We start from the raw sequence: 25,745 nt of genomic DNA on the forward strand, positions 1-25,745 counted from the left end.
CATGATGATCAGGCGTGCGTTTTATTACTGGCAGTTCATCGCGGTACTGGTGTTGCCCGTGTGGGTGCTGATTGCGCGCGGAATCTACGGGTCGAGCGTGGGCTGGGACTTCGTTCTGTTCCTCATTCTGTGCCCGATATTGGCTTTCGCGCTGCTCGCCATCGCCGGTTTGACGGTCGCCCGCAAGAGTGTTCGCGACTCGAAGAGCGTCTCGTGGATTGATGCCGGGCTGCTCACGGTCTGGCATGCGGCCATCATCATCTATGGCTTTGTGGATGCCTCGTTCCCGGCCGCCCTCATTGTGATCGTCGCGATTGCGGCGTTCTGGATCGCCCTCTGGCAGCTGGTTACCGAGACGCGCAACCGCTTCACGAGCCTTGTTGAGGGCTTCGAGCGCGATGCTCAACGGCCGACCTACCCGGGGGAGAAGCTCGACAATGGACGCGTGATCATCCTCGAACCGGATGAGAATGGTAATTTCGACTAAATCTGTGGCAGAATTATCGATTGTGCTCGCGCACGACTCTGCCATGAGGGCGTCGTAACCGCTTGAAGCACAAACTTTCTTATCTAACTAAGTGCGTTCGACTCATGGCGGGCGCAGAGAGCGATCACTAATGCATATTCTCGATGACGTCGACAAGGCGTCTCTCAAAGACAACATTCCTGATTTCCGTGCCGGCGATAACGTCAAGGTTCACGTAAACATCATCGAAGGTACGCGCTCGCGTATTCAGGTGTTCCAGGGCGTAGTTATCGGTCGTTCGGGCCACGGCGTTCGCGAGACCTTCACGGTCCGCAAGATCAGCTTCCAGGTCGGCGTAGAGCGTACCTTCCCGGTTCACTCGCCTGTCATCGACCACATTGAGGTTGTATCGCGCGGACTCGTCCGTCGCGCCAAGCTGTACTACTTGCGCGATCTTCGCGGCAAGAAGGCAAAGATCAAAGAGAAGCGCGACAACTAACACGACTCGCAATTCACAAACCAACGGCTCCCAGCGGCATATGCTTGCTGGGAGCTTTGGGGTTAAATGACAAACGAAACTGTTGAAAACACGCTGCCGGGCAGCCGTGGCGGTACTCGCCATGCAGCCAAGAAGACCGGCGGGTGGAAGCTTTTCCTTCGCGACTTAGTCATCATCTTTGTTGCGGCAATTCTGATCTCCTTTCTGATCAAGACGTATTTGGTGCGGTCGTTCTACATTCCGTCGTCGTCGATGGAAAATACGCTCCAGATCGATGACCGCATCTTGGTCAACCAGCTTGAGCCTGACCTTTTCGCGATTGAGCACGGAGACGTCGTTGTCTTCACTGATCCCGGCGGCTGGCTCCCCGCTATCTCCACCGAACCGCAGAACTGGTTTGTCGGCGCAGTGGATGGCGTTCTCGCCTTCGTCGGCCTGAGCGCTCCCGACAGCAGCAATCACCTCATCAAGCGCGTCATCGGGCTCCCGGGCGACACCGTCGAATGCTGCAACGAATTTGGGCAAATTGTTGTCAACGGCATCCCGCTGGAAGAGCCGTACATCAAGCTTCCCGATGCGGTTACTAAGGCCACTCAAGAAGATTTCTCTGTCACCGTTCCCGATGACTCCATTTGGGTGATGGGTGACAATCGCTATAACTCTGCTGACTCCGCCTTTCACAAAGACGATCCCACTGGCGGTTTCGTGAAGATCGATTCTGTTGTCGGACGCGCCATGCTCATCAGCTGGCCGACCGAACGGTGGAGTGTCCTCGATAACTACTCCACGACATTCCAGCGGGTCACGCAGAACGCCGAGTAGACGATGGCGGTAGCAGACCCGAATAGCGACGTTGAGCTCGAACTCTTTCGGGCGGGCGCGCTGGCGGTTATTGGCTGCGACGAGGTAGGGCGCGGCGCGATTGCGGGCCCCGTCGGCGTCGGTATGACCGCCATGACGCCCGCACACGGCGTCTGGCCTGTGGGATTGCGTGATTCCAAGATGCTCAGCCAGAAACGTCGCGAACTCCTCGAGCCACTCACGCTCGAGTGGGCGCCGCTCTCCGCCGTGGGCTATGCGGATGCCACCGAGATCGATGCCATCGGCATCACCGCTGCCCTCGGGCTCGCCGGCAAGCGCGCGCTTATCCAGCTCCACGAAGCGGGGCTCGACATCATGGCGTCTATAGTCCTGTTGGACGGCAGCACCGACTGGCTCAGCGGCGCCCTGACTGTTGCGCCGCGAGTGCACACTCGCGTCAAGGCCGACCGTGATTGTGTATCGGTGGCTGCGGCATCCGTGGTGGCTAAAGTGCAACGCGACAAACTCATGATTGAGGCCGACGGGGAGTACCCCGGCTATGGCTGGCCGAGTAACAAAGGCTACGGTTCGGCGGCGCACTTCGAGGCAGTGCGAAGTTTGGGCGCGACCGAGCTTCATCGGCACACATGGTTGCGGTAGTGCGGCCTACAATAAAGGCAGCATGGATGAAGACGAGTTTGAAGACTACGACCGCGAGGTCGAGCTTGCGCTGTATCGCGAATACCGCGATGTAGTGAGCCAGTTCCGTTTTGTCATTGAAACGGAACGGCGGTTTTACCTCGCCAATGAGGTCGATTTGGTGCGCCGCGATACGGAGCACGACTTCTACTTTGAACTTTCGATGACCGATGTGTGGGTGTGGGATGTGTACCGTTCCGACCGCTTCGTGAAGAGCGTTCGCGTGCTCACGTTCAAAGACGTCAACATCGAAGAACTCAGCGCCAAGGATCTCGAACTGCCGAAGGAACTCGCGCTCGACGAATAGCGCGTGTCGCTGGTTGGCCCGCTGACACGTCGGTCGGGTGGCTGGCGTTCGCTGAACTTTTAGAGCTCGGGCAGCGCGGCGGCAAGTACCTCCGCGAGATGCTTGCCCTCGGTGTTCGCGAGTTGTGACGCTTGAGTGCGACACGAGAAGCCGTCCGCCACGAGCGTGCTGTCGGATGCCGCAGCCCGCAAGGCTGGCAAGATGCCGTTCTCGGCCACCGCGACAGAAACGTCGTAGTGGCCTTTCTCCATACCGAAGTTTCCGGCTAGCCCACAGCATCCGCTGATCTCGGTGACGGTGGCTCCCGTGGCGGCGAGCAGTGCGCGGTCGGCGTCGAAACCCATCACGGCGTGCTGGTGACAGTGCGGTTGAACGACGAAGGTCTGGTCGGTGAGGACCGGCGGTCGCCAGTCGGTCGGCCCTAGCGGCGCCGGCGCGGTGAGCAGCTCAGAGAGTGTGAACGTCGAACGAACGACGGCTGCGGCCGCAGGGTCGTCGGGCAGCAACTCAGTCAGGTCTGAGCGCAGCACCGCCGTGCACGACGGCTCGATGCCGACGATCGGGATGCCGCGGTCGACATAGCCGGAGAAATCGCTGACCAAGGCGGTGAGCTTTTGGCGCGCGCCCGCCAACTGCCCGGTCGTGATCCAGGTGAGGCCGCAACACACATCGCGCTCGGGAAGCAGAATCTCGTAGCCGGCCGCATCGAGCACACGAATCGTGGCGCGGGCGATGTCCGGCGCGAAGTTGTCGGTGAACGAATCGGCCCAGAGGAGGACTTGGGGGCGCGGGGTTGAGTCGCAGTCCGCGACGCGGTCGCGATCAGCGGGTGCTGTCACGGAGACGGCGGTGGCGTCCCGTCCTGCGGTGGCTGCCTCGGCCGGGGGTGCCGCGCGCAGGGCGCGAGCCTCGGAGCTCGAACGGAAGGGGTGACGGGCGAAGGCGGGGAGCGTGCGCCGAGCATCCATTCCTCCAGTCCAGAGGACGATGCGTCGCAGGGGCGGCACGCGCAGCAGGGCATTGGCGAGCGGGGCGATGGGCGACACAAGTCGTGCCCAGCGCGGTAGTTGGCCGAGCAGATAATGGCTGCGCGGGCGGAGCTTGCCCTCGTAGCGGCGGTGCAACACTTCGGCTTTGAGCGTGGCCATGTCGACGCCGGCGGGGCAGTCGCTGGCGCAGGCTTTGCAGGAGAGGCAGAGGTCGAGGGCGTCGTGCACTTCTGGCGAGTTCACGCCGCCCGTCACGAGGGTGCCGTTGGCCATTTCTTGCAGCACGCGGGCGCGACCGCGAGTGGAATCTTTCTCGTCGCCGGTCGCCAAGAACGAGGGGCACATGACGCCGTGGCTGGCTGAGTTGTCGGCGCGACATTTGCCGACTCCGACGCAGCGGTGGCTGGCCGTGGTGAGATCGCCATCGTTATCGCTGAACGCAAAACCGTTGACCTTGATCAGCGGGAGCGCGGCCGGCCGGCGCAGAGCAGCGTCGACCGGGGCCGGGTCAACGACGATGCCCGGGTTCAGCAGATTGTTCGGATCGAAGAGTCGCTTGAACTGCCCGAACAGGTCAATCGCGGCCGGCGAATACATGCGCGGCAGCAGTTCGCTGCGCGCCCGGCCGTCGCCGTGTTCGCCCGACAGCGAGCCGCCATGGGACGCGACAAGGGTGGCGGCGTCATCCACGAAGGCTCGCAGAACGGCGCCATCCGTCGCGAGGGGAATATCGAGACGAACATGAACGCAACCGTCGCCGAAATGGCCGTACGGCATCCCCTCAAGGTTGTAGTCGGCCAGCAGAGCATCGAAGTCGCGCAGGTAGGCGCCGAGGCGCTCGGGCGGCACGGCGGCGTCTTCAAAACCGGGCCACGCCTGTTTTCCGGATGCCGTGCGCCCGGCGAGCCCGGCACCATCTTCACGGATGCGCCACAGTTGCTTCGTGGCCGCCGCATCGGTGATGACGCGGGACTCGATTGCCCCAGCATCGGCGGCAAGACGGTTCGCGCGCTGGAGAGTCTCTGCGGGGTCGTTACCAGTGACCTCGACGAGCAGCCAGCCGGCGCCTGCGGGCAGGGCGGCAACGGCGCGGGCTCCGCGGGTGCGGCTGACGGCATCCACAATGCGAGCATCGAGACCCTCGATCGCGCTGGGATGGTGGGCGAGCAGAGCGGGCACGGCGTCGGCGGCGGTCGCCATGTCGGGATAGCCGAGAGCGACGAGCAGCGGATGTTGGGGCTCGGCCACCAGAGCAACGGTCGCCTCGAGCACCGTGACGAGACTGCCTTCGGTGCCCACGAGACTGCGGGCGAGGTTATTGCCGTGCTCCGGCAGCAGGTGTTCGAGACTGTAGCCCGACACCTGACGGCCGAAGCGCCCGAGCTCGGTGCGGATCGTCGCGAGGTTGCCGCTGACGAGGGCGGGGAGACCGTCAACGATGCTCGGGTCGTTAGCGGCGGTGAATCGCCGCCCGAGGCCATCGACCACGTCAAGGCTCTTCACGTTGTCGGCGGTTTTGCCGAACTGCAGGGAATGAGCTCCGCAGGCGTTGTTGCCAATCATGCCTCCGACGGTGCAGCGCGACCACGTAGAGGGATCGGGGCCGAAGCGCAGACCATGAGGCTGCGCGGCGGATTGGAGAGCCGCCAAGACGGTGCCGGGCTGCACGCGGGCGGTGCGAGCATCCGCGTCGATTTCAAGAACGTGGTTCAGATGGCGGGAGAAATCGAGCACGACGCCGGTGCCGATGGCGTTGCCCGCGACTGAGGTGCCGCCTCCGCGCGAGGTAAGGGGAGTGCCGCTGTCGCGAGAGACCGAGAGCGCCGCCAGCACGTCGTCGGTGTCACGCGGAAACACGACCACTTGCGGCACGACGCGATAGTTCGACGCATCGCTCGAGTATTCGGCACGGCGGCGCGTGGAGTCATCGACTTCGCCACCGACGGCGGATCGGAGCGCGTGAACGACTTCGCTGCGATGGTGCAGAGACGTGTCCGGCATCTTCCTATTGTGCCTCTAGAGTCATTTCATGCCCCTGATTGCCACCATCGTGCTTGCCGGATTCGGCTTTGGGCTCTCGCTGATCATCGCCATTGGTGCGCAGAACGCCTTCGTTCTGCGGCAAGGATTGCGCCGCGAACACGTCACCGCAGTGGTGCTGGTGTGCACGCTTTCTGACATCGTGCTGATCATCGCCGGTGTCGCGGGACTCGGCGCCCTCATCGAGCAAGCGGGGTGGCTGCTCGTGATCGCCCGCGTCGGTGGTGCGCTCTTCCTCCTCGTCTACGCGTTCTTGTCGCTTCGCCGGGCGGCCCGACCGCAAGCACTCACCGCAACAGCATCCGGGGCGGGGATGACGCTCGCTGCAGCCCTCTCGACAGCGCTCGCGCTCACCTGGCTCAACCCGCACGTGTATATCGATACCGTGCTGCTGCTCGGCTCCATCGGCGGCACCTATGGCGACAACCGGTGGTGGTTTGCCCTCGGAGCGTGTCTCGGCAGCGTGATCTGGTTCACGGCGATCGGCTACGGCAGCCGGTATCTACGACCGCTCTTCGCCAAGCCGGTGGCATGGCGGGTGCTCGACATCCTGATCGCCGTCATCATGGTTGTGCTGGCAGCGAGTTTGCTCGCCGGGCTGTGAGGTCGAACATCCACTCATTGACTCGAATGGGATGCCCCTTCGGATACTCGAAGTCAGCTTCGCCCACGAGCGTGAAACCAGTGCGGGCACACAGAGCATTGGATGCCGCGTTGTCGGTGCGAGGAAACGCAAAAACCTGATCCCGTTCGCCATGGTCTGCCGCGTGCTGCAGGCATTCGGAGAGGGCGGTGGACGCTATGCCGTGGCCCTGATGGGCGGAGTGCACGCTCCACCCGGTTTCGTAGACATCGCGGTCGCGCCACCGCTTCTTCCAGTACCCCACAGAACCCACCGGCTCTGGCGCCGAGGATGACCGGATGCGGAACATGCGCGCGTCGCCCGTCTCCCACAGATGCAAAAACTGGGCATGTCTGGTGACGATCTGTTGATCGCTTTCGGGCCCGCCGAGATAGACGGTCATCTCGGGAGTGTTGCTGCGTTCGAGCACGGGAAGATCGTCGACCTGCCACCGCTCAAGCCATACGTTGCGCTCCGAATCGCTCGTCATACCGGCACGATACCCCGAGTGCGGTGTCATCATCCATGAAGCTTTAATGAAAATTTATTACCTTCTCTGGGCAGTGGGGTCGCGGCGTGCTAGAAATCAACTATGCGCAGTTGTGAAGTCGCTCTTATCGGTATCGCGGTGGTGTTCGGCCTTGCCGGGTGCGTGTCAGCTGAGCCCCACGCAGCCGAATCATCGGGGCAGTCGGGCGAGTCTGGCGTCGTGACAGAGGGGAGCAAGTGGGAAATGCCACTGCTCAGCGCTGACTCTAACTTTCTGAACCCTGACTCTCCGTACTCGGTGCTCTTCGAGCAAGTGGATTCCGGCTCACACGAATACTCACTGCCTCCTCTCGGTGACTCCGTCGACCAACTCTTTCTCGCGATTGGCTGCGACAGGAGCACCCCGTATGAAGTGGCGTTGGTTTCTGGTGAAACGGTCGTGGATAGCACGTGGGCGAGTAACTGCGCCAGTGAGCGGGGCACACCAGCATCGACCTATCTCACTTCGTCTCTCGAGGGTGACCTGTCGACGTTGACGCTGAGGGTTACCGTTGACGACGGTGCTCGGTTCAGCGTCTCGGTGTTCGAAGCGGCGAGTGCTGCCGATTAGGTAACTAGTCCTCCCCAGTTCGTCACGCGGGGAAGTCTTCTCCCATTCGTGCTGGGCCACGTTCTTGGGCATGCTCAGGCGCGACTCTTGAGCCATGGCAGCAAAAGACGAACTAGGCGCGCACGGCGAGACCCTCGCCGCCGACCACCTCATCAGTGCAGGGCTCGAGATCCTCGATCGCAATTGGCGGTGCTCACAGGGCGAACTCGACATTGTGGCGCGCGAGCGCAACGAGCTCGTGTTCGTCGAGGTCAAGACTCGTTCGAGTGTGCTGTTCGGGCATCCGTTCGAATCGATCACTGCCACGAAACTCGCACGTCTGCGACGACTTGCTGCGGCTTGGTGTGACGATCATCCGGGATCTGGTACTTCCGTGCGCATCGATGCCGTTGCGGTGATTCTGCCCTCGCGCGGAGTCGTGGAGATCGAACACTTGAAGCGCATCTCGTGATCGGCAGAACCTACGCCGTCTCCCTACTCGGCCTCGAGGGTGCGATCGTCGAGATAGAAGCAGACCTCTCCAACAACCTTCCCGGATTCGTGCTCATCGGCTTGCCCGATACTGCGCTGGGCGAAGCGAAAGACCGCGTGCGGGCCGCAGCGACGAACTCCGGCTGCGGGCTGCCCAACCGCAAAATCACCGTCAACCTGTCGCCGGCTGCGTTGCCCAAACACGGCTCCGGTTTCGACCTGGGGATAGCCGTCGCGGCGCTCGCCGCCTCCGGAACTATCTCTGCAGAATCGATCGACCGGGTGCTTCATATTGGGGAGCTCGGTCTTGACGGGCGCTTGCGTCCAGTGAACGGTGTGCTGCCCGCAGTGCTCGCCGCATCGCGGGCCGGATTCACCACAGTGATGGTGCCGAGCGGTAATGCCGATGAAGCGTCGCTCGTGCCAGACATGCGAGTGATCGCAATGCCGTCACTGCGGGATGCCGCCATTTGGCATGGCGGAGAATTCGAGCCTGAGCCCGTTGAGGTGATTACACGACCCACCCCCGAGGCGGCCCCGGACACCGGTGGCGACCTTGCCGACATGATCGGCAGTAGCGATGCGATCGACGCAATGCTCGTCGCCGCCGCCGGTGGCCACCACGTGTTCCTGCTCGGCCCTCCCGGGGCTGGCAAAACCATGCTTGCCGCGCGACTGCCCGGGCTCTTGCCCGACCTCGACCCCCAAGCAGCTCTCGAAGTCTCCTCCATTCGCTCGTTAGCCGGGTTGCCGGTGGGGAGCAGCCTCACCACCCGACCACCCCTCGAAGCACCCCATCACACGGCGACGGCCGCGGCGCTCGTGGGAGGCGGCAGCTCGCAGATTCGTCCGGGGGCTGCCGCCCGAGCCTCCGACGGAGTGCTCTTTCTCGATGAAGCGCCCGAGTTTGCCCCGGCAGCGTTGGACGCGCTTCGGCAACCGCTCGAATCGGGGGTCATCAGCATCCATCGGGCCAATGCCATTGCCCACTTCCCCGGCCGCTTCCAGCTCGTGATGGCGGCCAACCCCTGCCCCTGCGGGCAGTGGGGTGCGCGCGACAGCGAATGCACGTGCCCGCCGAACAGTCGTCGCCGATACCTTGCCCGCCTGTCGGGTCCGCTTCTCGATCGCATCGACATTCAGTTCCGGGTTGAGCGAATCACCAGTGCTCAGCTGCGGCTAGCGGGAGAGCGGCCGTCTCTCTCGACGGCGGATGCTCGAGCCCGCGTCACAGTGGCCCGCCAGCGTGCAGCCGCTCGCCTCGAGACCACGCCGTGGCGGCTCAACTCGCACGTGCCGGGCTCCTATTTGCGCGGTCGCGAATTGCGACTGGCTCCCAAGGTCACAGCAGGGCTTGACCGTGCTCTTGAACGTGGAGGCATCACTATGCGTGGCTATGACCGTGTTCTGCGCGTCGCCTGGTCACTCGCTGACCTCGCCGACGTTTCCCGACCCGACGACACCCACGTCGGGCAAGCGCTTTACCTCAGAAAGGCCATGGCACAGTGAGCATGTTTGGACTCAAAGAATCAGAAGTTGCGACCCTCGTGAAAGCGGTCAGCGTCGACGGCGGTGTCGATCTCGATCGTGACGCGATCGAAGAAGGTTTCGCGCGAGCAACGTGGAGTGGCCTTGCGGAACCCGGCGATCGTCTTGCGGGTCGCGCCATTCAGCAACTCGGCGCTGTACGAGCGCTCGCCGGCGTTGTCGAACGGTGGGACCCGGAACGCTTCGCTGCTGCTCTGTCAACGGGGGGCGACACGGTGGCTGACGACGACATGGCCCAGGCAATCGATCGCTGGATGCCGCGGCTCAAGTCCAACACCGCGCTCATCGCTCTGAGGCAAGCCGCCCGTTTCGGCGCGCGACTGCTCACGCCCAGCGACCCCCTGTGGCCGTCGCGGCTCAATGATCTTGACTGGCACGCGCCCTCGGCGCTGTGGGTTCGCGGAACCGACGAAGCTCTCGCCGGAATCGATCGCGGCATCGCCCTCGTCGGTGCGCGCGCGGCTACCGGCTATGGCGAACACATCACGATGGAAGCTTCCGCCGGTCTCGTCGATCGTGGCTACACGATCGTGTCCGGTGCCGCCTACGGAATCGACGGCATGGCCCACCGCGCTGCTCTCGCCAGCCAAGGACTCACTGTCGCCTTTCTCGCCGGGGGAGTGGACCGTTTTTACCCGAGTGGCCACGACGCGCTGCTTGGTCGCATCGTCGAAAACGGCGTGGTGATCTCGGAGTTGCCGTGCGGCTCACCACCCACCAAGTGGAGATTTTTGCAGCGCAACAGGCTCATAGCTGCAGCGAGCATGGCGACGGTCGTTCTTGAGGCGGGCTGGCGTTCGGGGTCGCTCAACACGGCAGGTCATGCCGCTGCCCTTGGGCGCCCGCTCGGCGCAGTGCCCGGGCCGGTCACGAGCGCTGCCTCAGCAGGCTGCCACCGCCTCATCCGTGACTACGACGCCGTGTGCGTCACCAACCCCGACCAAATGGCTGAGCTCGCACCCCTCGAGCAAGCGCTCCTGCCGGTCGACGAGGCGACAGACTCCGGGGGCACTACAAGAACGCAGAGTGAGCATCCGGATGCTGGCAGCCCAGCCAACACCGAGACCACTCGCCTTCTCGACGCCCTCAGCGCTCGCAGCGCCCGCACCACCGATGACATTGCCGCGCGCAGCGGCCTCGCGATCTCCACGGTCCGCGCCCAGCTCGGGCTGCTCGAACTCGACGGTCGCGTCACCGAGACGGAGCGCGGGTGGAAACGCGCAGCGAAGAGCCGCGGCTAGCGGCGCTGAGTTACGCGGTAACCGCGCAGCCCAGCACCGAGCCAACTGACTTACTCTGCCGGCGCTACAGCCCCGGTCGATTCGGTGGGCGCACGCCCCTCGAGGATGTCGACGAGCGTTGCATTCCATTCGATCCGGTTCTCGATGAACGCCACGTGTCCGCTGTTTTCGAAATACGTCAACGTCGAGGTGGGGATCAAGCGGTGCGCTTCTTCGCTCCACCGCGGGTCCCAAATAGCGTCGTGCCGCCCCGAGAAAATGTGCACCGGAGTCTGCACCGAAGGGAGCACTCCACGCAGATCGTTGTCGAGCAGAGCCTGGAAGCTCGATACGCCAACGAATGCCGGAACCTTCCAACCTGTCTGAACGAACCAATCCCGAGTCGCCGTGAGATCAGTGCGGTGGAAGTTGTTTCCGTAAAGACCAGCGATGGTTTCGATGGGAGCGATCTTGATGGCATCCACAAGCCCCTGAACTTCGCCATCGGGCGTGCCGTAGGGGGCATCCTCCGTGCCAGAGAATCGCGGGCCACTTCCAGTGACAACCACACGCGCAAGCTTTTCAGGATGCTCATGAGCAAATTTGAGCGCAATATGCCCGCCCATCGACCATCCGACGAGGGTTACGCGCTCGAGGCCTAGTTCAGAAACGAGGACATTGAGATCACGAACGAAGAGATCGTAGTTGTAGTCTCCCCACGGTTTGTCAGAGCTGCCGTGTCCGCGGAGATCCACAGTGATGCAACGGTACGACGGGGCGAGATCTAAGACCTGCAGGTCCCACGCATCTCCACTACCTCCCCAGCCGTGAACGAAAACGATTACTTCACCGGTTCCACGGTCTTCGTAATGCATGGTGATTCCGGGCTCAACCTCGATGTAGGGCATGATTATTTCCTTTCTTAGTGCAGCTGATTGGTGATGAAAGCGGTGATCAGATCGGCGATGAGCTGTGGCTGCTCCAGCTGGAGCAAATGCCCCGCCTCCGAGATTTCGTGATACCCGGCTTGAGGCAGCTGACGGGCCAAGTGTCGCCCGTTGGCAACCGGCACAATGCGGTCGGCAGCGCCGTGAATAATCACCGTGGGAGAAACGAAGTCACACGGAGATCCGGTCGCCATGAACTGTTGCGCAGCATTGAACTGCCTCTGCCACACCGACGCACTGGTTGGGTGCACGGCTCGCTCGCTCAGGATTCTCTCGAACTCGTCAGGATGCTGGTCGGGCCAGTCTTCGCTGAACGACAGCGGCATGGTGCGCCTGGCGTACTCGGCGGGCGCGAGTCCGCGGGCGCTAGCCCACGCATCCACCGTCGATTCAGGAACCGGATCAGCGCCAGGGCCCCCGCAACTGGTACTGACGAGAACCAGACCGCGGACGAGATCCGGGCGAGACCGTGCAAGAGTCTGGGCGATGTAGCCCCCCATGGAATGGCCGACGATGATGAGCGGTCCGCCCAGAGACTCCACTGCCAGAGCAGCATCGGCTGCGAGGTCCGCGATTGATGTCGACGCCTCAGTGTTCTCAGAGACGCCCGTGCCGCGATTATCGAGACTCCAGAGCCCGAAGTCCTGGCCCAAAGCGGCCCGCAATCGCTGGGCTTCCCAGCTCGCGTACCCGAGCCCGTGGATAATGAGAATTCTCGGTGTCCCGGTGCCTTCGAGGTGAAGTTTCACATCGTCGGCGGTCTGTACCGAACGCGTGAGCAAGCTCACGGTCACACGCTCACTTCGGGAAACTCGATTATCTGCCGCACAGCATCGCCGTTCGCGAGAGTCTCGAATCCTTCATTAATATCTTTCAATTCGATGCGAGCGGTGATGAGGTTCTCAATAGGAAGCAGTCCCTGACGCCACAGATTTTCGTAGTAGGGAATGTCGCGTGACGGCACCGCTGAACCGAGGTAGCTGCCGACGATCTCGCGAGCTTCCGCTACGAGTTGCAGTGGTGAGATGCGCACTTCCGCTTCGGGCCCGGGCAGGCCGACGCTCACAGTGCGTCCACCGGGTGCGGTGAGCGCGACAGCGGTTTCGAACGCTCGCGCGACGCCCGCGCACTCAATGACGACGTCTGCGGTGAAACCAGCATCGACAGCTTGTTCGGGGGTGAACGTTGCGGAAGCACCGAGTTCCAGGCCCAAGCCGAGCTTGCCCACATTCGCATCGATGCCAACGACTGTCACCTCAGGAACGGATGCGGCAACCAGCAGCGCAGCCATGCCGACGCCGCCAAGCCCGACGACAGCGACGGTCTGTCCGGCAGTCGGCCGACCAGCATTGAGCACAGCGCCGCCTCCCGTAAGCACGGCGCAGCCCAAGACGGCCGCAATATCCGGGGGCACATCCGCTCCGACAGCGACGAGTGATCGCGCATCCATGACCGCATAAGTGGCGAATGCTGACACGCCAAGGTGATGAGCGACGGACTCATCGCCGGCGTGCAAGCGCCTGCCTCCGTCAAGAAGGGTTCCTTCGCCGTTCGCGTGTGACCCAGGCGTGCAGGGAAGGCGACCGCCGGTCTGACAAGCCGCGCACGTGCCGCAGCGGGGGAGGAATGCGGCAACAACACGTTGCCCGATAGAGAGGCCGGCGACAGCGGAACCGATTTCTTCGACGATCCCTGCGGCTTCGTGCCCCAGCAGCATAGGCAATGGCCGAAGGCGGGAGCCGTTGACGACGGAAAGGTCAGAGTGACAGATCCCTGCCGCTTCTATCCGGACCAGAACTTCGTGGGGGCCAGGCGGATCCAATTCGAGCTGCTCGATCGTGAGAGGGCTCGACGTTGAGTAGGGGCGAAGAGCATCGGATGTTCTCAACACTGCACCGAGGATTCTCATTTACCGGGTTCTCCCTTGAACATGTAGCAATTGTGCTGCCCTCGCCTGTGGCCTTCTATGTACTCAGAACACAAGTTGATGAAATAATATGTAAATGGCTCCACAAATTGGTTCGGAAGCTCCCTTACTGCGAGAAGTGGCGGAAGACATTTCTGCGCTTCATGACCCTGACTTGATTCTCACGGGACTTGTTCGACGGGTGCGTTCTGCGGTTGGCTGCGAACTCGCGTATCTCAGCTTGAACGAGAGCGCGACCCGCACTACTGAGATTCAGTTCTCCGATGGCATCCTGACGCCTGAATACGCTGCGATCCGTATGCCCATCGGCACGGGAGTGCTCGGGATGGCGGCGGCCGGCTTCATGACCGAGTCTGCCGATTATTTGCGCGATGTTTCAAGGCTGCACATCGAGTCAGTGGATGAGGCCGTGACGTCCGAAGGTGTGCGGGCAATCTTGAGTACGCCGCTTCGTGCCGGCGGCGATGTGGTTGGTGCGCTCACCGTCGCGAATCGTACCGCTGGAGCCTTCACGCAACGTCAAAAAGAGACCCTTGTCGAGGCCGCACTGATCGGCTCGATCGCGGTCGATGTTTATAACCTTCGGAGGCGGCTGAAAACCCAGACCGAAGTATCGAAGCGCGAGATTGACAATCTCATGTCGAGCTCTGAAGTCGAGGCCATCCAACTTCGGGCATCCGATCAGTTCTCGGCGGCGCTCGCTGCTGGCCAGGGCACGGTTGAGCTGCTCGAGATCGCGTCAACGGCGGTGAGAGGGCGCGTCACGATTGGCGACAGCGACGAAGGTTCCAGCCCGGCTGATAGTGCTAATTCGATCCCTCTCGATGCGGGAGGCGTAATCCAGGTGTCCGATGCTGATCCGCGGCTTGTTCAGGCGCTCGCACCGACCATGGCAACGTTTATCTCGATCGCGCTGTTGTACGAACGAGCGATCGAGGATGCGCGGCACTTCAGGGAATCCGAAGTGGTCGAACGTGTGATCGAACCAGCTCGTGACGGTTCTGGGCCTTCTGTGCGTTTAGGGCTGCAGGGAACAGGGAGTGTGGAGGTCACGGTCGTCGAGATCGAAGACCCGAATGCGCGTCGCGCGGCACTGGCGTCGCTGCGCAAAGGTATGGGAAGGGATGCGATCGCGGCCGAGCGGCGGGGATCGATCATCGTCATCGTTCGTAGTTTTCCGTCGATCGCGGAACACCTGTCCGAATGCATCGGTTCGTTCATCTATTTCGGGGGAATCGCAGCGGCGGTATCCGAAGCTGAGATTCCTACCGCGTACGCCGAGGCCGCGCGCTTGGCCAGATCAATGCGCGCTTTGCATCGGCCACGAGAACTGGCGGCAAAAGCATCTCTTGGTGTGGTCGCGTTTGCAGTCGAAGGCTCAGGAGACTCTGCGGAACTCTACGTCGCTGCTCAGTTGGGGCCGCTAATGGGTGGCACGTCCCGGGACCAGCGCTTGTTGGAAACCGCCTTGCGCTATCTCGACAGTCAGGGTTCCGTATCCGGCGTCGCTTCGAGTCTTTCTATTCACGAGAACACCGTGCGCCAAAGGCTGGAGAGGCTCGATCAGTTGCTCCCCGGATGGCGTGAAGGGTCTCGAAGTCTGGATGTGCACATCGCGTTGCGGACGCACGCAGTGTTGGAAGCCGAATAAGCGCTGTCCGCGAAGTGGGTATCGGGGGCCCGAGCACCCCCATCACACGCCCAAGCCACCCCAAGCATGCTGCCGATCGAAAAGAATAAGAATGGTATTCGGCGAAGCAGCACAAGGGGCGAAAGCTGTGAATGTCGCGCACGCCACGCAAGACTCCTGTGCACACGTGAGAATTGTGCGGCATCGCTGCGTTCTGATCAGTAATCATTAGATTTCATTACGCTTTATGTGTGACATTTTGGATTGTTACTAATCCTTATCTCTGCGAGGGTAGACAGGCTTAACCCACGCACATGCATGAGAAAGGCAACACTGTGAACGATCTAACCTTCCAAATTATTGCGATGGTCATTTATATGGCCGCGATGCTTGGCATTGGATGGTGGGCGTACAAGCGAACCACTGACCTTGACGACTACATGCTCGCTGGCCGCAAGCTCAGCCCCGGCGTCGCAGCCCTCAGCGCCGGCGCATCCGACATGTCCGGCTGGCTACTCCTCGGACTCCCGGGAGCGTTCTACGTCGGCGGCCTCGTCGAAGGCTGGATCGCCATCGGCCTCACGATCGGCGCTTGGCTCAACTGGAAGTTTGTCGCACCGCGCTTGCGCGCATATACCGAAGTTTCCAAAAACTCGATTACGGTGCCGAGCTTCTTCGAGAATCGCCTTCGCGATAAGTCTCACATTCTGCGCGTGACCGCCGGTGTCATCATCCTCGTCTTCTTCACTTTCTACGTTTCCTCCGGCATGGTCGCTGGCGGAAAGTTCTTCGAGAGCGCATTCAACTCTGAATACCTCATCGGCATGCTCCTCGTGGGTGGTGTCACTGTGCTGTACACCCTCTTTGGAGGCTTTATCGGCGCGACGTACACCGACGTGGTGCAGGGAATCATGATCTTCCTCGCCCTGATTTTTGTTCCCATCATCGGTATCTCGCAGGTCGGTGGCGTTGACGGCGCCATGGAATCGATCCGTGCGGTGAGTAGCGAAGAAGTCGACATGCTCAACCTCTTCGGTGGTTCTGCTATCGCTGCGATCTCTGCTGCCGCTTGGGGACTCGGTTATTTCGGTCAGCCGCACATTCTCGTGCGCTTCATGGCGCTTCGCTCGCCGGGAGACGCTGTAGCCGGTCGCCGTATCGGAATCAGCTGGATGGTTATTTCTGTTCTTGGTGCCATGGCATCCGCCCTCATCGGTGTCGCGTACTTCCAGCAGAACCCGGATCTCACGCTCGACGACCCGGAGAAGGTGTTCCTTGAGTTGTCTCAGGTCTTCTTCCACCCGTTGATTGCTGGCTTCGTTCTTGCCGCGGTGCTTGCTGCTGTGATGAGTACGATTTCTTCCCAGCTGATCGTGTCATCTTCGGCTCTCGTCGAAGACCTCTTCAAGATCGTTGCCAAGAAGGAAGCGACGCCCAAGGCTCAGGTCGTTCTTGGACGCATGGGTGTCTTGGTGGTCTCGATCATCGCCATCCTGCTCGCTCTGAACCCTGAATCATCGGTACTCGAACTGGTGTCGTATGCATGGGCCGGTTTCGGTGCAGCGTTCGGCCCGATCGTGCTTCTGTCTCTCTTCTGGCGCAAACTCACGGCGCCGGGAGCGATCGCCGGCATGATCGCGGGTGCCGTCACTGTGGTTATCTGGGGCAACGTCGACGCGCTCTCGGGAGTTATGTACGAAATCGTGCCCGGTTTCGCGCTCAACCTGATCGTCGCTGTAGTCGTGAGCTTGCTCACCTTCAAGCACAGCGACAACATCGTTACCGAGTTCGACTCTGCAGTCGAGGGTGTTCGCACCGGAACGGTCACGTTGCCCGTCTTCGACAAGGAGGACTAAAGCGGTGGCCTAGCGGCCCACGCTAGCTAGGTCGACAACATGAAATGCCCGCTCCCACAATTGTGGGAGCGGGCATTTTTCGTTAACGCTGCCGGAGTGACCCTCAGTCCGGGGCCGGGCGGATCGCGCGCGACGAGATCAGATCCCCACCGTCGGAGCTTCGTCAGGCTCAGTGCTCGGCCTGCAGGAGCGCGTCCCGCAAATTTCCAAGAATTCACGGCGGATGACAGGGGCGCGCCCTAGGCTTGGCTTGTGATTCAACTCGGCCAATATCCTGCCCCCAGCCACGTCATCGCGCATGTCAGCGACACTCATCTGCTCGCCGGCGGTCGACCGCTGTATGGCGCGGTCAATACGATCGCTCACCTCGAGCAGGCACTTGCTCAACTTGAGCGCTCAACCGCGAATCCTCAAGCCATCGTGTTCACGGGAGACCTCGCCGATCTGGGCGAGCCCGACGCTTACGTGCGTTTGCGTGCAATCGTCGAGCCGGCAGCGAAACGCATGAACGCCGAGATCATTTGGGTGATGGGTAATCACGACGAGCGCGCCCAGTACTCATCGCTGCTGTTCGACGAAAAATCGGATGCCCCACAAGACCGGGTCTACATGATTGACGGATTGCGCATCATCTCTTTCGACACCACGGTGCCGGGCTACCACCACGGCGAGATCGGCGACGAACAGCTGGACTGGCTGCGCAACGAACTGGCCACCCCGGCACCGCATGGCACGCTTTTGGCGGTGCATCATCCGCCCATCCCTACCCCGATGTTGGAGGCGATGGGGATGCTTGAGCTGCAGGGTCAAGACCGGCTCGCGGAGGTGCTGCAGGGCAGCGACGTTCGCGCGATTTTAGGCGGCCATTTGCACTATTCGACGCATTCGACTTTCGCTGGCATCCCTGTTTCCGTCGCGTCGGCGACGTGTTACACCCTCGACCTCAGTGCCCATGAACGACTGCTTTCCGGAGTCGACTACGGGCAGTCGGTCAACGTTGTGCACGTTTACGAGAAGCAGACCGTGCACTCGATCATTCCGGTCGGCGACACCACGGAGATCACGGGCCACTCTGCTGAAGCCTGGGCGCAAGTCGAAGCGATGACGCCAGAGCAGCGCCTCGAGACGTTCTCAGCCAAAAACTCTACGTTCAATGCGGTAGAAGTGGCGGCCTCCGACTAGCTCGGGTTTGCTGCACGCTTCTCGCTCGCGTCGCGTGTGCACGAAGCATCCAGTGCGCCGTGAAATCATTGAACTATGACTTTGGGCTCAACAAACACCGCACCCACATCTCGAATCGAACAAGAGCAGCGGGAGATTTCCCCCGAGTTCATCACGGACACGATTCGGGTGCTCACGAGCCACGAGTCGATTCGCAGCTTTGAGTCGACGCCGATTGCGGCGAAAGCGCTGGAAGCAATCTTGGTGTCTGCCCGCAGCGCCCCGACATCATCTAACTTGCAGGCGTTCAGCATCATCGTCGTTGAGGATGCAGAGCGCCGTGCTCGCCTGGCTCACCTAGTTGGCGACCAGCGCTACGTCGCTGAAGCCCCTGTCATGCTGATCTTCTGCGCCGATGTGTCCCGTTTTCACTACCTAGCCGAGCGACAGGGGCACACATTCGATGCTGACAACCTCGAAATGTTCCTCATGGCATCCGTCGATGCCGCTCTCGCGCTTGAGAACGCGCTAGTCGCCGCCGAGTCGCTCGGGCTTGGCGCTGTTCCTATCGGTTCGGTGCGCAATCAGCCTTCGGCGATTGCCGACGAGTTGGGCCTGCCCCAGGGAGTCTTTGCCGTCGCTGGTCTCACTCTCGGTCATCCGCGGGAGGGAGTGCGTCGGGGAACAAAGCCGCGTTTGTCGAGCGAGGCCGTTGTGCACCGGGAACAGTATTCAGGTGACGACATCGAGAAGCACGTCAGCGACTACGACGACGTCATGATTGCTAACGGTCTCTACTCGGGCCGTCAGGTCACCAGCGCAGGCGTGCAGATTCCTGACTCGGAATATGGTTGGGCCGAGCACACAGCCCGCCGCACCAGCAAGCCGGAGGGCGTAACGAGGCCGTCGGTTGCGATGCGCGACCACCTCAAAGACGAAGTCGAAGCGCGCGGTTTCAGGATCCGTTAGCGCTAGCGGCACGACTTGCGCGCGCGACGAAGACCATGATTAGTGGTTGCGTGACCTTCATCAGAGCCCAGATGAGTTTGTAGCGCACGCTAGGCACAGAGACGGCGCGACCGCGTGCCGCTGAGCGCAGGGCGGAGCGAACCACGAAGCTCGCATCGAGCCACATCCACTTCGGGGCCATGTCGGCGCGCTCAATGCCGAGTCGAGCATGGAATTCGGTGCGGACAAAACCCGGGGCCACTGCGGTGAATGTCAGCCCGCGATGGCGGTACTGGGCGTTCGCCCACCGGCTGAAGCTCAGTGGCCACGTCTTCGCCGCGCTATAGAGCCCGAGCGGGGCGCCCGCAGCGATGCTGGCGACAGTAAGTACGGTGCCGGATCCTCGGCTGAGCATGCCGCCGAGCACTGCGTGGCTGAGGCGGAGGGGCACGGTGGCGAGGATCTCCAGCATCCGCTCTTCGTCGTCGATGGAGTTCGATTCAAACTCTTGCGCTAATCCGTAGCCGGCGTTGTTCACCAGATAGCTGATGGGGGCATCCGCCGAGTGCAAACGCTGCTCGACAATCGCCCTCTCATCGACATTGGTGAGATCGGCCTTCAGCACTTCGGCGGTGACGCCATAGCGTGAGCGCAGGTCGGCTGCGACAGCCTCAAGCCTGGCTAGATCTCGCGCCACCAGAACAATGTTGTACCCACCAGAAGCGAGTTGATGGGCGAACTCCGCCCCGAGGCCGGAGGTCGCTCCTGTGACGAGTGCGGTGCCGCGGGCCGTGCTGGCAGAGGAGCGTGAAGGCTGAATGGTCATCCCGAAACGCTATCGCGTCGAGCCCCATTGTCGTCAGCATGCCGCACGATAGAGGGGTGAACCTGCCCCGCCTTGTGGATACGTTCGTCGAGTACCTCTCGGCAGACCGTGGCTTCAGCGTGCACACGATTCGTTCCTACCGTTCTGATCTCACTAACCTCGTCACCTTCGCGGCAGACCGGTTGGTGACAGAGCCCGCTGATCTCGATCTCGAACTCTTGCGCGAGTGGTTGTGGCAGTCCTCCCAAGAGGGGCTCGCAAAAGCTACGTTGGCGCGCCGGGCGGCAGCCTCGCGGGCGTTCAGCGCGTGGTTGGCCCAGAATAATTACACCGAGTTGGATGCCGCGGCTCGTCTTAAAGCGCCGAAGGCCGACCGGCACTTGCCTCGGGTTCTCAATCGCGATCAGATGTCCGAGATGTTGCAGAGTGTTGAGTCGCGGGCGTCCACGGCGGATCCAGTAGCGCTGCGGGACAGGGCCATTGTCGAGCTCCTCTATGCCTCGGCGTTGCGGGTGAGTGAGCTTGTGGGGCTCAGTGCGAATGACGTGGATGATTCCCGGCTCACGGTGCGCGTGATGGGTAAAGGATCGAAGGAGCGGGTGGTTCCGTTTGGAATTCCGGCTCAACGCGCGATCGCCGATTATCTCGAGCGTGGCCGACCTCAGCTCACCGCCGAAATCGGGGGAGCGGCACCGCTATTTGTGGGTGCCCGTGGCAAACGTGTCAGTGGGCGCACGGTGTACGAAGTGATCGCCCATTTGCTCGCCGACGTTCCTGGTTCGGGCGGATCCGGGCCGCACACGTTGAGACATACCGCTGCAACTCACCTCTTGGATGGCGGCGCCGATCTACGGGCGGTGCAGGAGCTTTTGGGGCATGCCAGTCTGGGCACTACCCAGCTGTACACCCATGTCTCGACGGAGCGTTTGCGCGAAAGCTACCGCACCGCGCATCCCCGCGCCTAAGCATTCGGCTCAACGGTCAGCGGCTAGGCTTCTGGTATCTCTCAGCCCATGAGCGGGCTGTCGCCCACGTGGGTTTCTGGTTTCCACGACGTGCGGCGCGGGCCTGGCGGGTCAATCTTGGGTGGCGCGACTGCTGGCTTGGGGGAGGGAACGTCAGTGGGCTCCGGGAGCTGCGCGCGATAGATAGAGACGACCTGATCGAGGTATCGCTCGATGACGTCTTTCTCGTTGTCGTCGAAGTTATCGAGCACGCGGTCAATGCCCATAATCATGGGCATTAGCGTGGCCATTGCTGTCGCGACCGAACTCGGGTTGGGCACAACAACGACGCTTCTGCGGTCGGTGGGATGTTGTTCCCGCGTCACATGGCCGACGTTGATGAGTCGGTCGATAGAGGCGGTCACGGCTGGCGTCGAGATATTGAGGCGACGAGACAGCTCAGTCGGTGGCAGCGGCCCGCTCATGATCAGGTGGTTCATCGCTTCGAGGTCGGTCGGGTTGACCGAGAGGGTTCGGCCGACGTGTTCCTCGAACTCTTCACTGATATCGAGGATGTCGCGCAACAGCTGGGTGGGGCGTCGCGCGTCGGGACGCTCCGGAGGGGATTCGGTGTGTTGCATGCCGCTCACTTTACCGCTATGTTTCTAACTTGTCTAATATCTAGTTAATCGAAGTACTTTTCTTCAGAAGGAGAGCGATGTCTCGCCTCAGGACATTCATCACCGCCCGGCGCACTTCGTGGATCGTATTGGTCGCCGCCTTTCTCGCGGCGGGCGCAATATTCGCTGCAGGTTCGGGCAACGAAGAGGGCGCCCTTCCCGGCGTCGGTCTTCCGGAGTCAGCCGAATCGGCACAGGCCGCCGCTGCAGCAGAAGACCTCCCTGGGGCTGACTCCACGGTTGCTCTTCTCGTCTTCACGCGTGACGGTGATGCACTCACCGACGGCGACACCGCTGCCATCACCGAGGCGGCTGGCACGCTGAGCGACCTCTCGGCCGAGGGATTCGTTCCACCACCAACATTCTCCGACGACGGCACGACCGCGATCGTCACGGTTCCGCTCGATTCCCTCTCCGAAGCTGGCGAACAAGCCGAGCGCGCGGATGAGATTCGCGAGGAAGTCAACGCTGACCTTCCGAGTGGCCTCACTGCATTGCTCAGTGGTCCCGAAGGATTTGCGGTCGACATCGCCGCCGTCTTTGAAGGTGCTGACTTCACCCTTCTCATCACCACCGTGATTGTTGTCGCAGTGCTCCTGCTCGTGACGTACCGCAGCCCCTGGTTGTGGCTTGTCCCGCTCATTGTCGTCGGTACTGCCGACGGTCTTGCCGGAATCGTCGCGGCTCGTGTCGCCGCGCTCGCTGGCATCCCCTTGGATGCCTCGGTCACGGGAATTCTCTCGGTGCTGGTCTTCGGTGCCGGAACCAACTACGCGCTGCTGCTCATCGCCCGTTACCGTGACGAATTACGCTTGGAAGAAGATCGTCGCGAGGCGATGTCGCGAGCACTGCGCGGAGCGGGCCCGGCGATCATCGCCAGCGGCAGCACAGTGGTGCTCGCCCTCCTCACGCTGGTATTCGCTGAGCTGCAGGGCAACCGTGCGCTCGGCATCGCGTGTGCCACGGGTGTCGTTATCGCCATGATCTTCGCGCTCGTCGTCTTGCCGGCGGCTCTCGTCTTGTTCGGTCGCGGTCTCTTCTGGCCGTACATCCCCAAGTTCGGCACTGAAGGCAGCGCAGAACGCGGTGTCTGGCACAAGCTGGGCGTTTTGGTCTCCAAGAAGCCCGTTGCCGTTGCCATTCTGGGCGCGATCGTGCTTGGCGCGCTCTCCTTGGGCGTTCCGCAAATCAAGATTGGTCTCTCCCAGACCGAGAGCTTTACGCAGGTTCCCGAAGCGGTTCAGGGCCAAGAACTTATTGCTGACGCCTTTCCTGCTGGCAGCGGTTCTCCGGCATCCGTCATTGTGAACTCTGACTATGCCGCTGAGGCTGCCCAAGCGGCCGAGGGCGTCGAGGGCGTGGACGCGGTCAGCATCGGCGAAAGCACGTCGACGATTACGCAGATCAGTGTGGTGTTGGATGACGCAGCCGAAACTGAGGGCTCGTTCGCCGCTATTGAGGCTCTCCGCGCTGAACTGTCCAGCATCGACGGTGCTGATGCGCTCGTCGGCGGGTTGGATGCGCAGGCTCTCGACGTGCAGCGCGCCCAACAGCATGACCAAGATCTGGTGATCCCGCTTATCTTGGGCCTGGTCTTCATCGTGTTGGTGCTGCTCTTGCGTTCGCTTGTTGCTCCGATTCTGTTGCTGCTCACGGTGCTTGCTTCGTTCTTTGCGAGTTTGGGTGCCAGTTGGTTGCTATTCCAGTCGGTCTTCGGATTCCCGGCTATCGACACCAATGTGGTGCTGTTTAGCTTCCTCTTCCTCGTGGCGCTAGGTGTGGATTACAACATCTTCTTGGTCACCCGGGCTCGAGAAGAAGCGGTCGAACACGGCACACGCCAGGGGATGATTCGCGCGCTCTCCTCGACCGGCGGCGTCATCACTAGTGCGGGTATTTTGCTCGCCGCCGTGTTCGCGGTACTGGGTGTTTTGCCGCTCATCACGCTCACGCAGATCGGAATCATCGTCTGCATCGGTGTGCTGCTCGACACGCTGCTGGTTCGCACCGTGATCGTGCCGTCGCTCGCGTTCATGCTTGGCGAGAAGTTCTGGTGGCCGGGTCGCGTGATTTCGGTTGGTGCAGAAGTTCGCACCCCGAAGCGTGGCGCTGCCGAGCACGTGCGCGAGCACGCTCCCGCTCACGCCGAAGATCACGCTCCGAAGCACGCGGAGGATGAGCGCTCACCGAAACACAGCATCGACGCTTAGTCGACGCCCAACTCGGATGCTCGCCCTAGTCGAGCCCGCAGGCGCTCTGCGCTCGGGCTCGACTAGGGCTTTCGTGTGGGCAGCAGTATCGCCCGCGGTATCGCTCCGAGGTAATTGAGCGGCGACACGTACTCGCCATCGAGCCGCACGCCAAAGTGGATGCACGCGACCGAACAGTGTCCGGGCTTCAGCTCGCCAATCACCTCTCCCTGCTGCACGGAGTCACCGCGGGCCAGCGTGGTGGTGACGGGCTCGTAGCTTGTGATGAGTCCGCCAGGGTGGCGCAGCGACAACACCGGGCGGTCCACCACGACTCCGGCGAAGTGCACGACACCCGCGGAGGGAGCTCGCACCTCAGTCGTGGTGCCAGCGCCAATGTCGATTCCACGATGTCCCGCCGAATACGCCGTCTCCGGCGCGATATAGGGGCGGATGATCGGATGCGGTATCGCCACTGGCCAGTCCCACTCGGTGGTCGTGGTCGCGTGTGCGCTCGCGCCGGTGACCGCCACCACGAGGAGCGCAAGAATCATGGATGCAGGGGTTCGAAACATCTATTCAGAGTGCTCGTCTGACCTTCCTTATTGCGGCCGAAATAGACATCAGGGGAAAACTGTTCCCTGTGATGCTGTTGTGGGGGAGCGATGGTATGATTTTGGCAGCACCGCGTGTATTCGCGGTGACTACGCGTGCCCCGTTGCAGTACAACTACCGCAGCACACGGCCGCTACCTCCACTCAGTCCCCTCTCGTGCACCATTGCGCTGGGGGCGGAGGTATGCCCGGGCACTAGGATTCGCGCCAACCGGTCGCGAGTATTAACTGAGAAGGCCATTGCCGCCACGCGCGCCAGTGAGCCAGAAAAGGAGAACGGCCATGGCCGTCGTAACCATCCGCCAGCTGCTCGACAGCGGCGTACACTTCGGACACCAGACTCGTCGTTGGAACCCGAAAATGAAGCGCTTTATTCTGACCGAGCGCTCGGGCAGCCACATCATCGACTTGCAGCAGTCGCTTGGTTACATCGACGCTGTCTATGACTACGTCAAGGAGACGGTCGCCCACGGCGGAACCATCCTCTTCGTCGGTACCAAGAAGCAGGCACAGGGAACGATCGCTGAGCAGGCACTGCGCGTAGGCCAGCCCTACGTCAACCAGCGCTGGCTCGGTGGACTCCTCACCAACTTCCAGACGGTTTCCAAGCGTCTTGCGCGCATGAAGGAACTCGAAGAGGTCGACTTCGATGACACCACACGTGGTTTCACCAAGAAGGAACTGCTCATTCAGAAGCGCGAGCTTGTGAAACTGCAGAAGAGCCTCGGCGGTATCCGTAACCTCACGAAGACCCCTTCGGCCATCTGGATCGTTGACACCAAGAAGGAGCACCTCGCCATTGACGAGGCTCACAAGCTTGGTATCCCCGTCATCGCCATCCTCGACACCAACTGCGACCCCGACGACGTTGCGTACCCGATCCCGGGTAACGACGACGCCATCCGCTCGGTTGGTCTCCTCACGCGCATCGTTGCTGACGCTGCTGCTGAGGGCCTCATTCAGCGTCACCAGAAGCCAGAAGAGGGCAAAGAAGTAGAGCCCATGGCTGCCTGGGAAGCTGAGCTTCTCGGCCAGGCTGACGCGGATGCCGCTGCAGCTAAGACCGAAGAGCCCAAGGCCGAAGAGCCCAAGGCTGAAGAGCCCAAGGCTGAAGAAGCTAAGGCTGAAGAGCCCAAGGCTGAAGAAGCTAAGGCTGAAGAGCCTGCCAAGGCAGAGGCAAAGGCTGAGAAGGCCGCCGCTAAGCCCGCAGCAAAGAAGACCCCCGCGAAGGCTGCAGACGCAGCTGACGACAAGAAGTAAGG

The 25,745-nt window shown here is 61.8% G+C and carries 25 protein-coding genes; 17 read left to right on the forward strand and 8 right to left on the reverse strand.

Annotated features, from left to right (window positions below):
- The first annotated feature begins 1 nt into the window (after position 1).
- From I6E60_RS06215 to I6E60_RS06235, 5 genes are all read left to right on the forward strand, one after another.
- A complete protein-coding gene (locus tag I6E60_RS06215; RefSeq protein WP_197124006.1) occupies positions 2-487 on the forward strand; it encodes an MFS transporter in 486 nt (161 codons plus the stop codon).
- Positions 488-617: 130 nt separating this feature from the next.
- Positions 618-965, forward strand: coding sequence for a 50S ribosomal protein L19 (gene rplS / locus I6E60_RS06220; protein WP_197124008.1), 348 nt, complete (start codon positions 618-620; stop codon positions 963-965).
- 66 nt (positions 966-1,031) lie between these two features.
- Complete coding sequence (lepB, locus tag I6E60_RS06225) at positions 1,032-1,787, forward strand: signal peptidase I (RefSeq protein ID WP_197124010.1); 756 nt, start codon at positions 1,032-1,034, stop codon at positions 1,785-1,787.
- 3 nt (positions 1,788-1,790) lie between these two features.
- Positions 1,791-2,426, forward strand: a complete 636-nt coding sequence (locus tag I6E60_RS06230) for a ribonuclease HII (RefSeq protein WP_197124012.1) — start codon at positions 1,791-1,793, stop codon at positions 2,424-2,426.
- Between the two features lie 22 nt (positions 2,427-2,448).
- On the forward strand, positions 2,449-2,772 hold the full coding sequence (locus I6E60_RS06235; protein WP_009772690.1) for a DUF2469 domain-containing protein: 324 nt from the start codon (positions 2,449-2,451) through the stop codon (positions 2,770-2,772).
- Positions 2,773-2,831: 59 nt separating this feature from the next.
- Here I6E60_RS06235 and I6E60_RS06240 read toward each other — a convergent pair whose 3' ends face one another.
- Positions 2,832-5,762: an FAD-binding and (Fe-S)-binding domain-containing protein gene (locus tag I6E60_RS06240; RefSeq protein ID WP_197179330.1), complete on the reverse strand. Its 2,931-nt coding sequence runs from the start codon at positions 5,760-5,762 to the stop codon at positions 2,832-2,834.
- 28 nt (positions 5,763-5,790) lie between these two features.
- Between I6E60_RS06240 and I6E60_RS06245 the strand changes: the two genes are divergently transcribed.
- Complete coding sequence (locus I6E60_RS06245; protein WP_197124016.1) at positions 5,791-6,405, forward strand: LysE/ArgO family amino acid transporter; 615 nt, start codon at positions 5,791-5,793, stop codon at positions 6,403-6,405.
- On the opposite strand, the gene I6E60_RS06250 is transcribed toward I6E60_RS06245, so the two are convergent.
- The gene (locus tag I6E60_RS06250; RefSeq protein WP_197124018.1) at positions 6,365-6,913 is read right to left on the reverse strand and encodes a GNAT family N-acetyltransferase; all 549 of its coding nucleotides are present in this window, start codon (positions 6,911-6,913) and stop codon (positions 6,365-6,367) included. The genes I6E60_RS06245 and I6E60_RS06250 overlap by 41 nt on opposite strands.
- Before the next feature lie 102 nt (positions 6,914-7,015).
- Here I6E60_RS06250 and I6E60_RS06255 point away from each other — a divergent pair, with 102 nt between their 5' ends.
- The 4 genes from I6E60_RS06255 to dprA all read left to right on the forward strand — a co-directional run bounded on the left by I6E60_RS06255 (position 7,016) and on the right by dprA (position 10,782).
- The gene (locus I6E60_RS06255; RefSeq protein ID WP_197124020.1) at positions 7,016-7,522 is read left to right on the forward strand and encodes a hypothetical protein; all 507 of its coding nucleotides are present in this window, start codon (positions 7,016-7,018) and stop codon (positions 7,520-7,522) included.
- Between the two features lie 94 nt (positions 7,523-7,616).
- The gene (locus I6E60_RS06260; RefSeq protein WP_197179332.1) at positions 7,617-7,973 is read left to right on the forward strand and encodes a YraN family protein; all 357 of its coding nucleotides are present in this window, start codon (positions 7,617-7,619) and stop codon (positions 7,971-7,973) included.
- Positions 7,970-9,502: a YifB family Mg chelatase-like AAA ATPase gene (locus tag I6E60_RS06265; protein WP_197179334.1), complete on the forward strand. Its 1,533-nt coding sequence runs from the start codon at positions 7,970-7,972 to the stop codon at positions 9,500-9,502. Before I6E60_RS06260 ends, I6E60_RS06265 begins: the two co-directional genes overlap by 4 nt.
- Positions 9,503-9,504: 2 nt before the next feature.
- Positions 9,505-10,782, forward strand: coding sequence for a DNA-processing protein DprA (gene dprA, locus I6E60_RS06270; RefSeq protein ID WP_231601360.1), 1,278 nt, complete (start codon positions 9,505-9,507; stop codon positions 10,780-10,782).
- Between the two features lie 50 nt (positions 10,783-10,832).
- Here the strand turns inward: dprA and I6E60_RS06275 are convergent, their stop codons facing one another.
- The 3 genes from I6E60_RS06275 to I6E60_RS06285 are packed head-to-tail and all read right to left on the reverse strand — an operon-like array spanning position 10,833 to position 13,617.
- Positions 10,833-11,669 carry an alpha/beta fold hydrolase gene (locus tag I6E60_RS06275; protein ID WP_197179339.1) on the reverse strand — a complete coding sequence of 279 codons (837 nt, stop codon included), beginning with the start codon at positions 11,667-11,669 and terminating at the stop codon, positions 10,833-10,835.
- Positions 11,670-11,683: 14 nt separating this feature from the next.
- Positions 11,684-12,496: an alpha/beta fold hydrolase gene (locus I6E60_RS06280; RefSeq protein ID WP_197179341.1), complete on the reverse strand. Its 813-nt coding sequence runs from the start codon at positions 12,494-12,496 to the stop codon at positions 11,684-11,686.
- Positions 12,497-12,498: 2 nt separating this feature from the next.
- Positions 12,499-13,617, reverse strand: a complete 1,119-nt coding sequence (locus tag I6E60_RS06285) for an alcohol dehydrogenase catalytic domain-containing protein (protein ID WP_197179343.1) — start codon at positions 13,615-13,617, stop codon at positions 12,499-12,501.
- 94 nt (positions 13,618-13,711) lie between these two features.
- Here I6E60_RS06285 and I6E60_RS06290 point away from each other — a divergent pair, with 94 nt between their 5' ends.
- From I6E60_RS06290 to I6E60_RS06305, 4 genes are all read left to right on the forward strand, one after another.
- The gene (locus I6E60_RS06290) at positions 13,712-15,286 is read left to right on the forward strand and encodes a helix-turn-helix domain-containing protein (RefSeq protein ID WP_197179345.1); all 1,575 of its coding nucleotides are present in this window, start codon (positions 13,712-13,714) and stop codon (positions 15,284-15,286) included.
- A gap of 314 nt (positions 15,287-15,600) precedes the next feature.
- Positions 15,601-17,121: a sodium/proline symporter PutP gene (gene putP, locus I6E60_RS06295; protein ID WP_197124062.1), complete on the forward strand. Its 1,521-nt coding sequence runs from the start codon at positions 15,601-15,603 to the stop codon at positions 17,119-17,121.
- A gap of 252 nt (positions 17,122-17,373) precedes the next feature.
- Positions 17,374-18,303 (forward strand): phosphodiesterase, encoded by a 930-nt coding sequence (locus tag I6E60_RS06300; RefSeq protein WP_197179348.1) that lies wholly within the window; start codon positions 17,374-17,376, stop codon positions 18,301-18,303.
- Positions 18,304-18,378: 75 nt separating this feature from the next.
- On the forward strand, positions 18,379-19,251 hold the full coding sequence (locus I6E60_RS06305; RefSeq protein WP_197179349.1) for an NADPH-dependent oxidoreductase: 873 nt from the start codon (positions 18,379-18,381) through the stop codon (positions 19,249-19,251).
- On the opposite strand, the gene I6E60_RS06310 is transcribed toward I6E60_RS06305, so the two are convergent.
- Positions 19,238-20,056 (reverse strand): SDR family oxidoreductase, encoded by an 819-nt coding sequence (locus tag I6E60_RS06310; protein ID WP_197179350.1) that lies wholly within the window; start codon positions 20,054-20,056, stop codon positions 19,238-19,240. The two genes, I6E60_RS06305 and I6E60_RS06310, sit on opposite strands and share 14 nt — an antisense overlap.
- Before the next feature lie 38 nt (positions 20,057-20,094).
- Here I6E60_RS06310 and I6E60_RS06315 point away from each other — a divergent pair, with 38 nt between their 5' ends.
- Positions 20,095-21,021, forward strand: coding sequence for a tyrosine recombinase XerC (locus I6E60_RS06315; protein WP_197179351.1), 927 nt, complete (start codon positions 20,095-20,097; stop codon positions 21,019-21,021).
- A 41-nt stretch (positions 21,022-21,062) separates the two neighbouring features.
- Here I6E60_RS06315 and I6E60_RS06320 read toward each other — a convergent pair whose 3' ends face one another.
- A complete protein-coding gene (locus I6E60_RS06320) occupies positions 21,063-21,641 on the reverse strand; it encodes a MarR family winged helix-turn-helix transcriptional regulator (protein ID WP_197124072.1) in 579 nt (192 codons plus the stop codon).
- A gap of 77 nt (positions 21,642-21,718) precedes the next feature.
- Between I6E60_RS06320 and I6E60_RS06325 the strand changes: the two genes are divergently transcribed.
- Positions 21,719-23,890: an MMPL family transporter gene (locus tag I6E60_RS06325; protein WP_231601140.1), complete on the forward strand. Its 2,172-nt coding sequence runs from the start codon at positions 21,719-21,721 to the stop codon at positions 23,888-23,890.
- A 62-nt stretch (positions 23,891-23,952) separates the two neighbouring features.
- Here I6E60_RS06325 and I6E60_RS06330 read toward each other — a convergent pair whose 3' ends face one another.
- A complete protein-coding gene (locus I6E60_RS06330; RefSeq protein WP_197179352.1) occupies positions 23,953-24,444 on the reverse strand; it encodes a M23 family metallopeptidase in 492 nt (163 codons plus the stop codon).
- Positions 24,445-24,765: 321 nt separating this feature from the next.
- Between I6E60_RS06330 and rpsB the strand changes: the two genes are divergently transcribed.
- Positions 24,766-25,743, forward strand: a complete 978-nt coding sequence (gene rpsB / locus I6E60_RS06335; RefSeq protein WP_197124076.1) for a 30S ribosomal protein S2 — start codon at positions 24,766-24,768, stop codon at positions 25,741-25,743.
- Positions 25,744-25,745 lie beyond the last annotated feature (2 nt).

Origin of the sequence: Salinibacterium sp. SWN167 (assembly GCF_015864665.1) — a bacterium.
Lineage (GTDB): Bacteria > Actinomycetota > Actinomycetes > Actinomycetales > Microbacteriaceae > Rhodoglobus.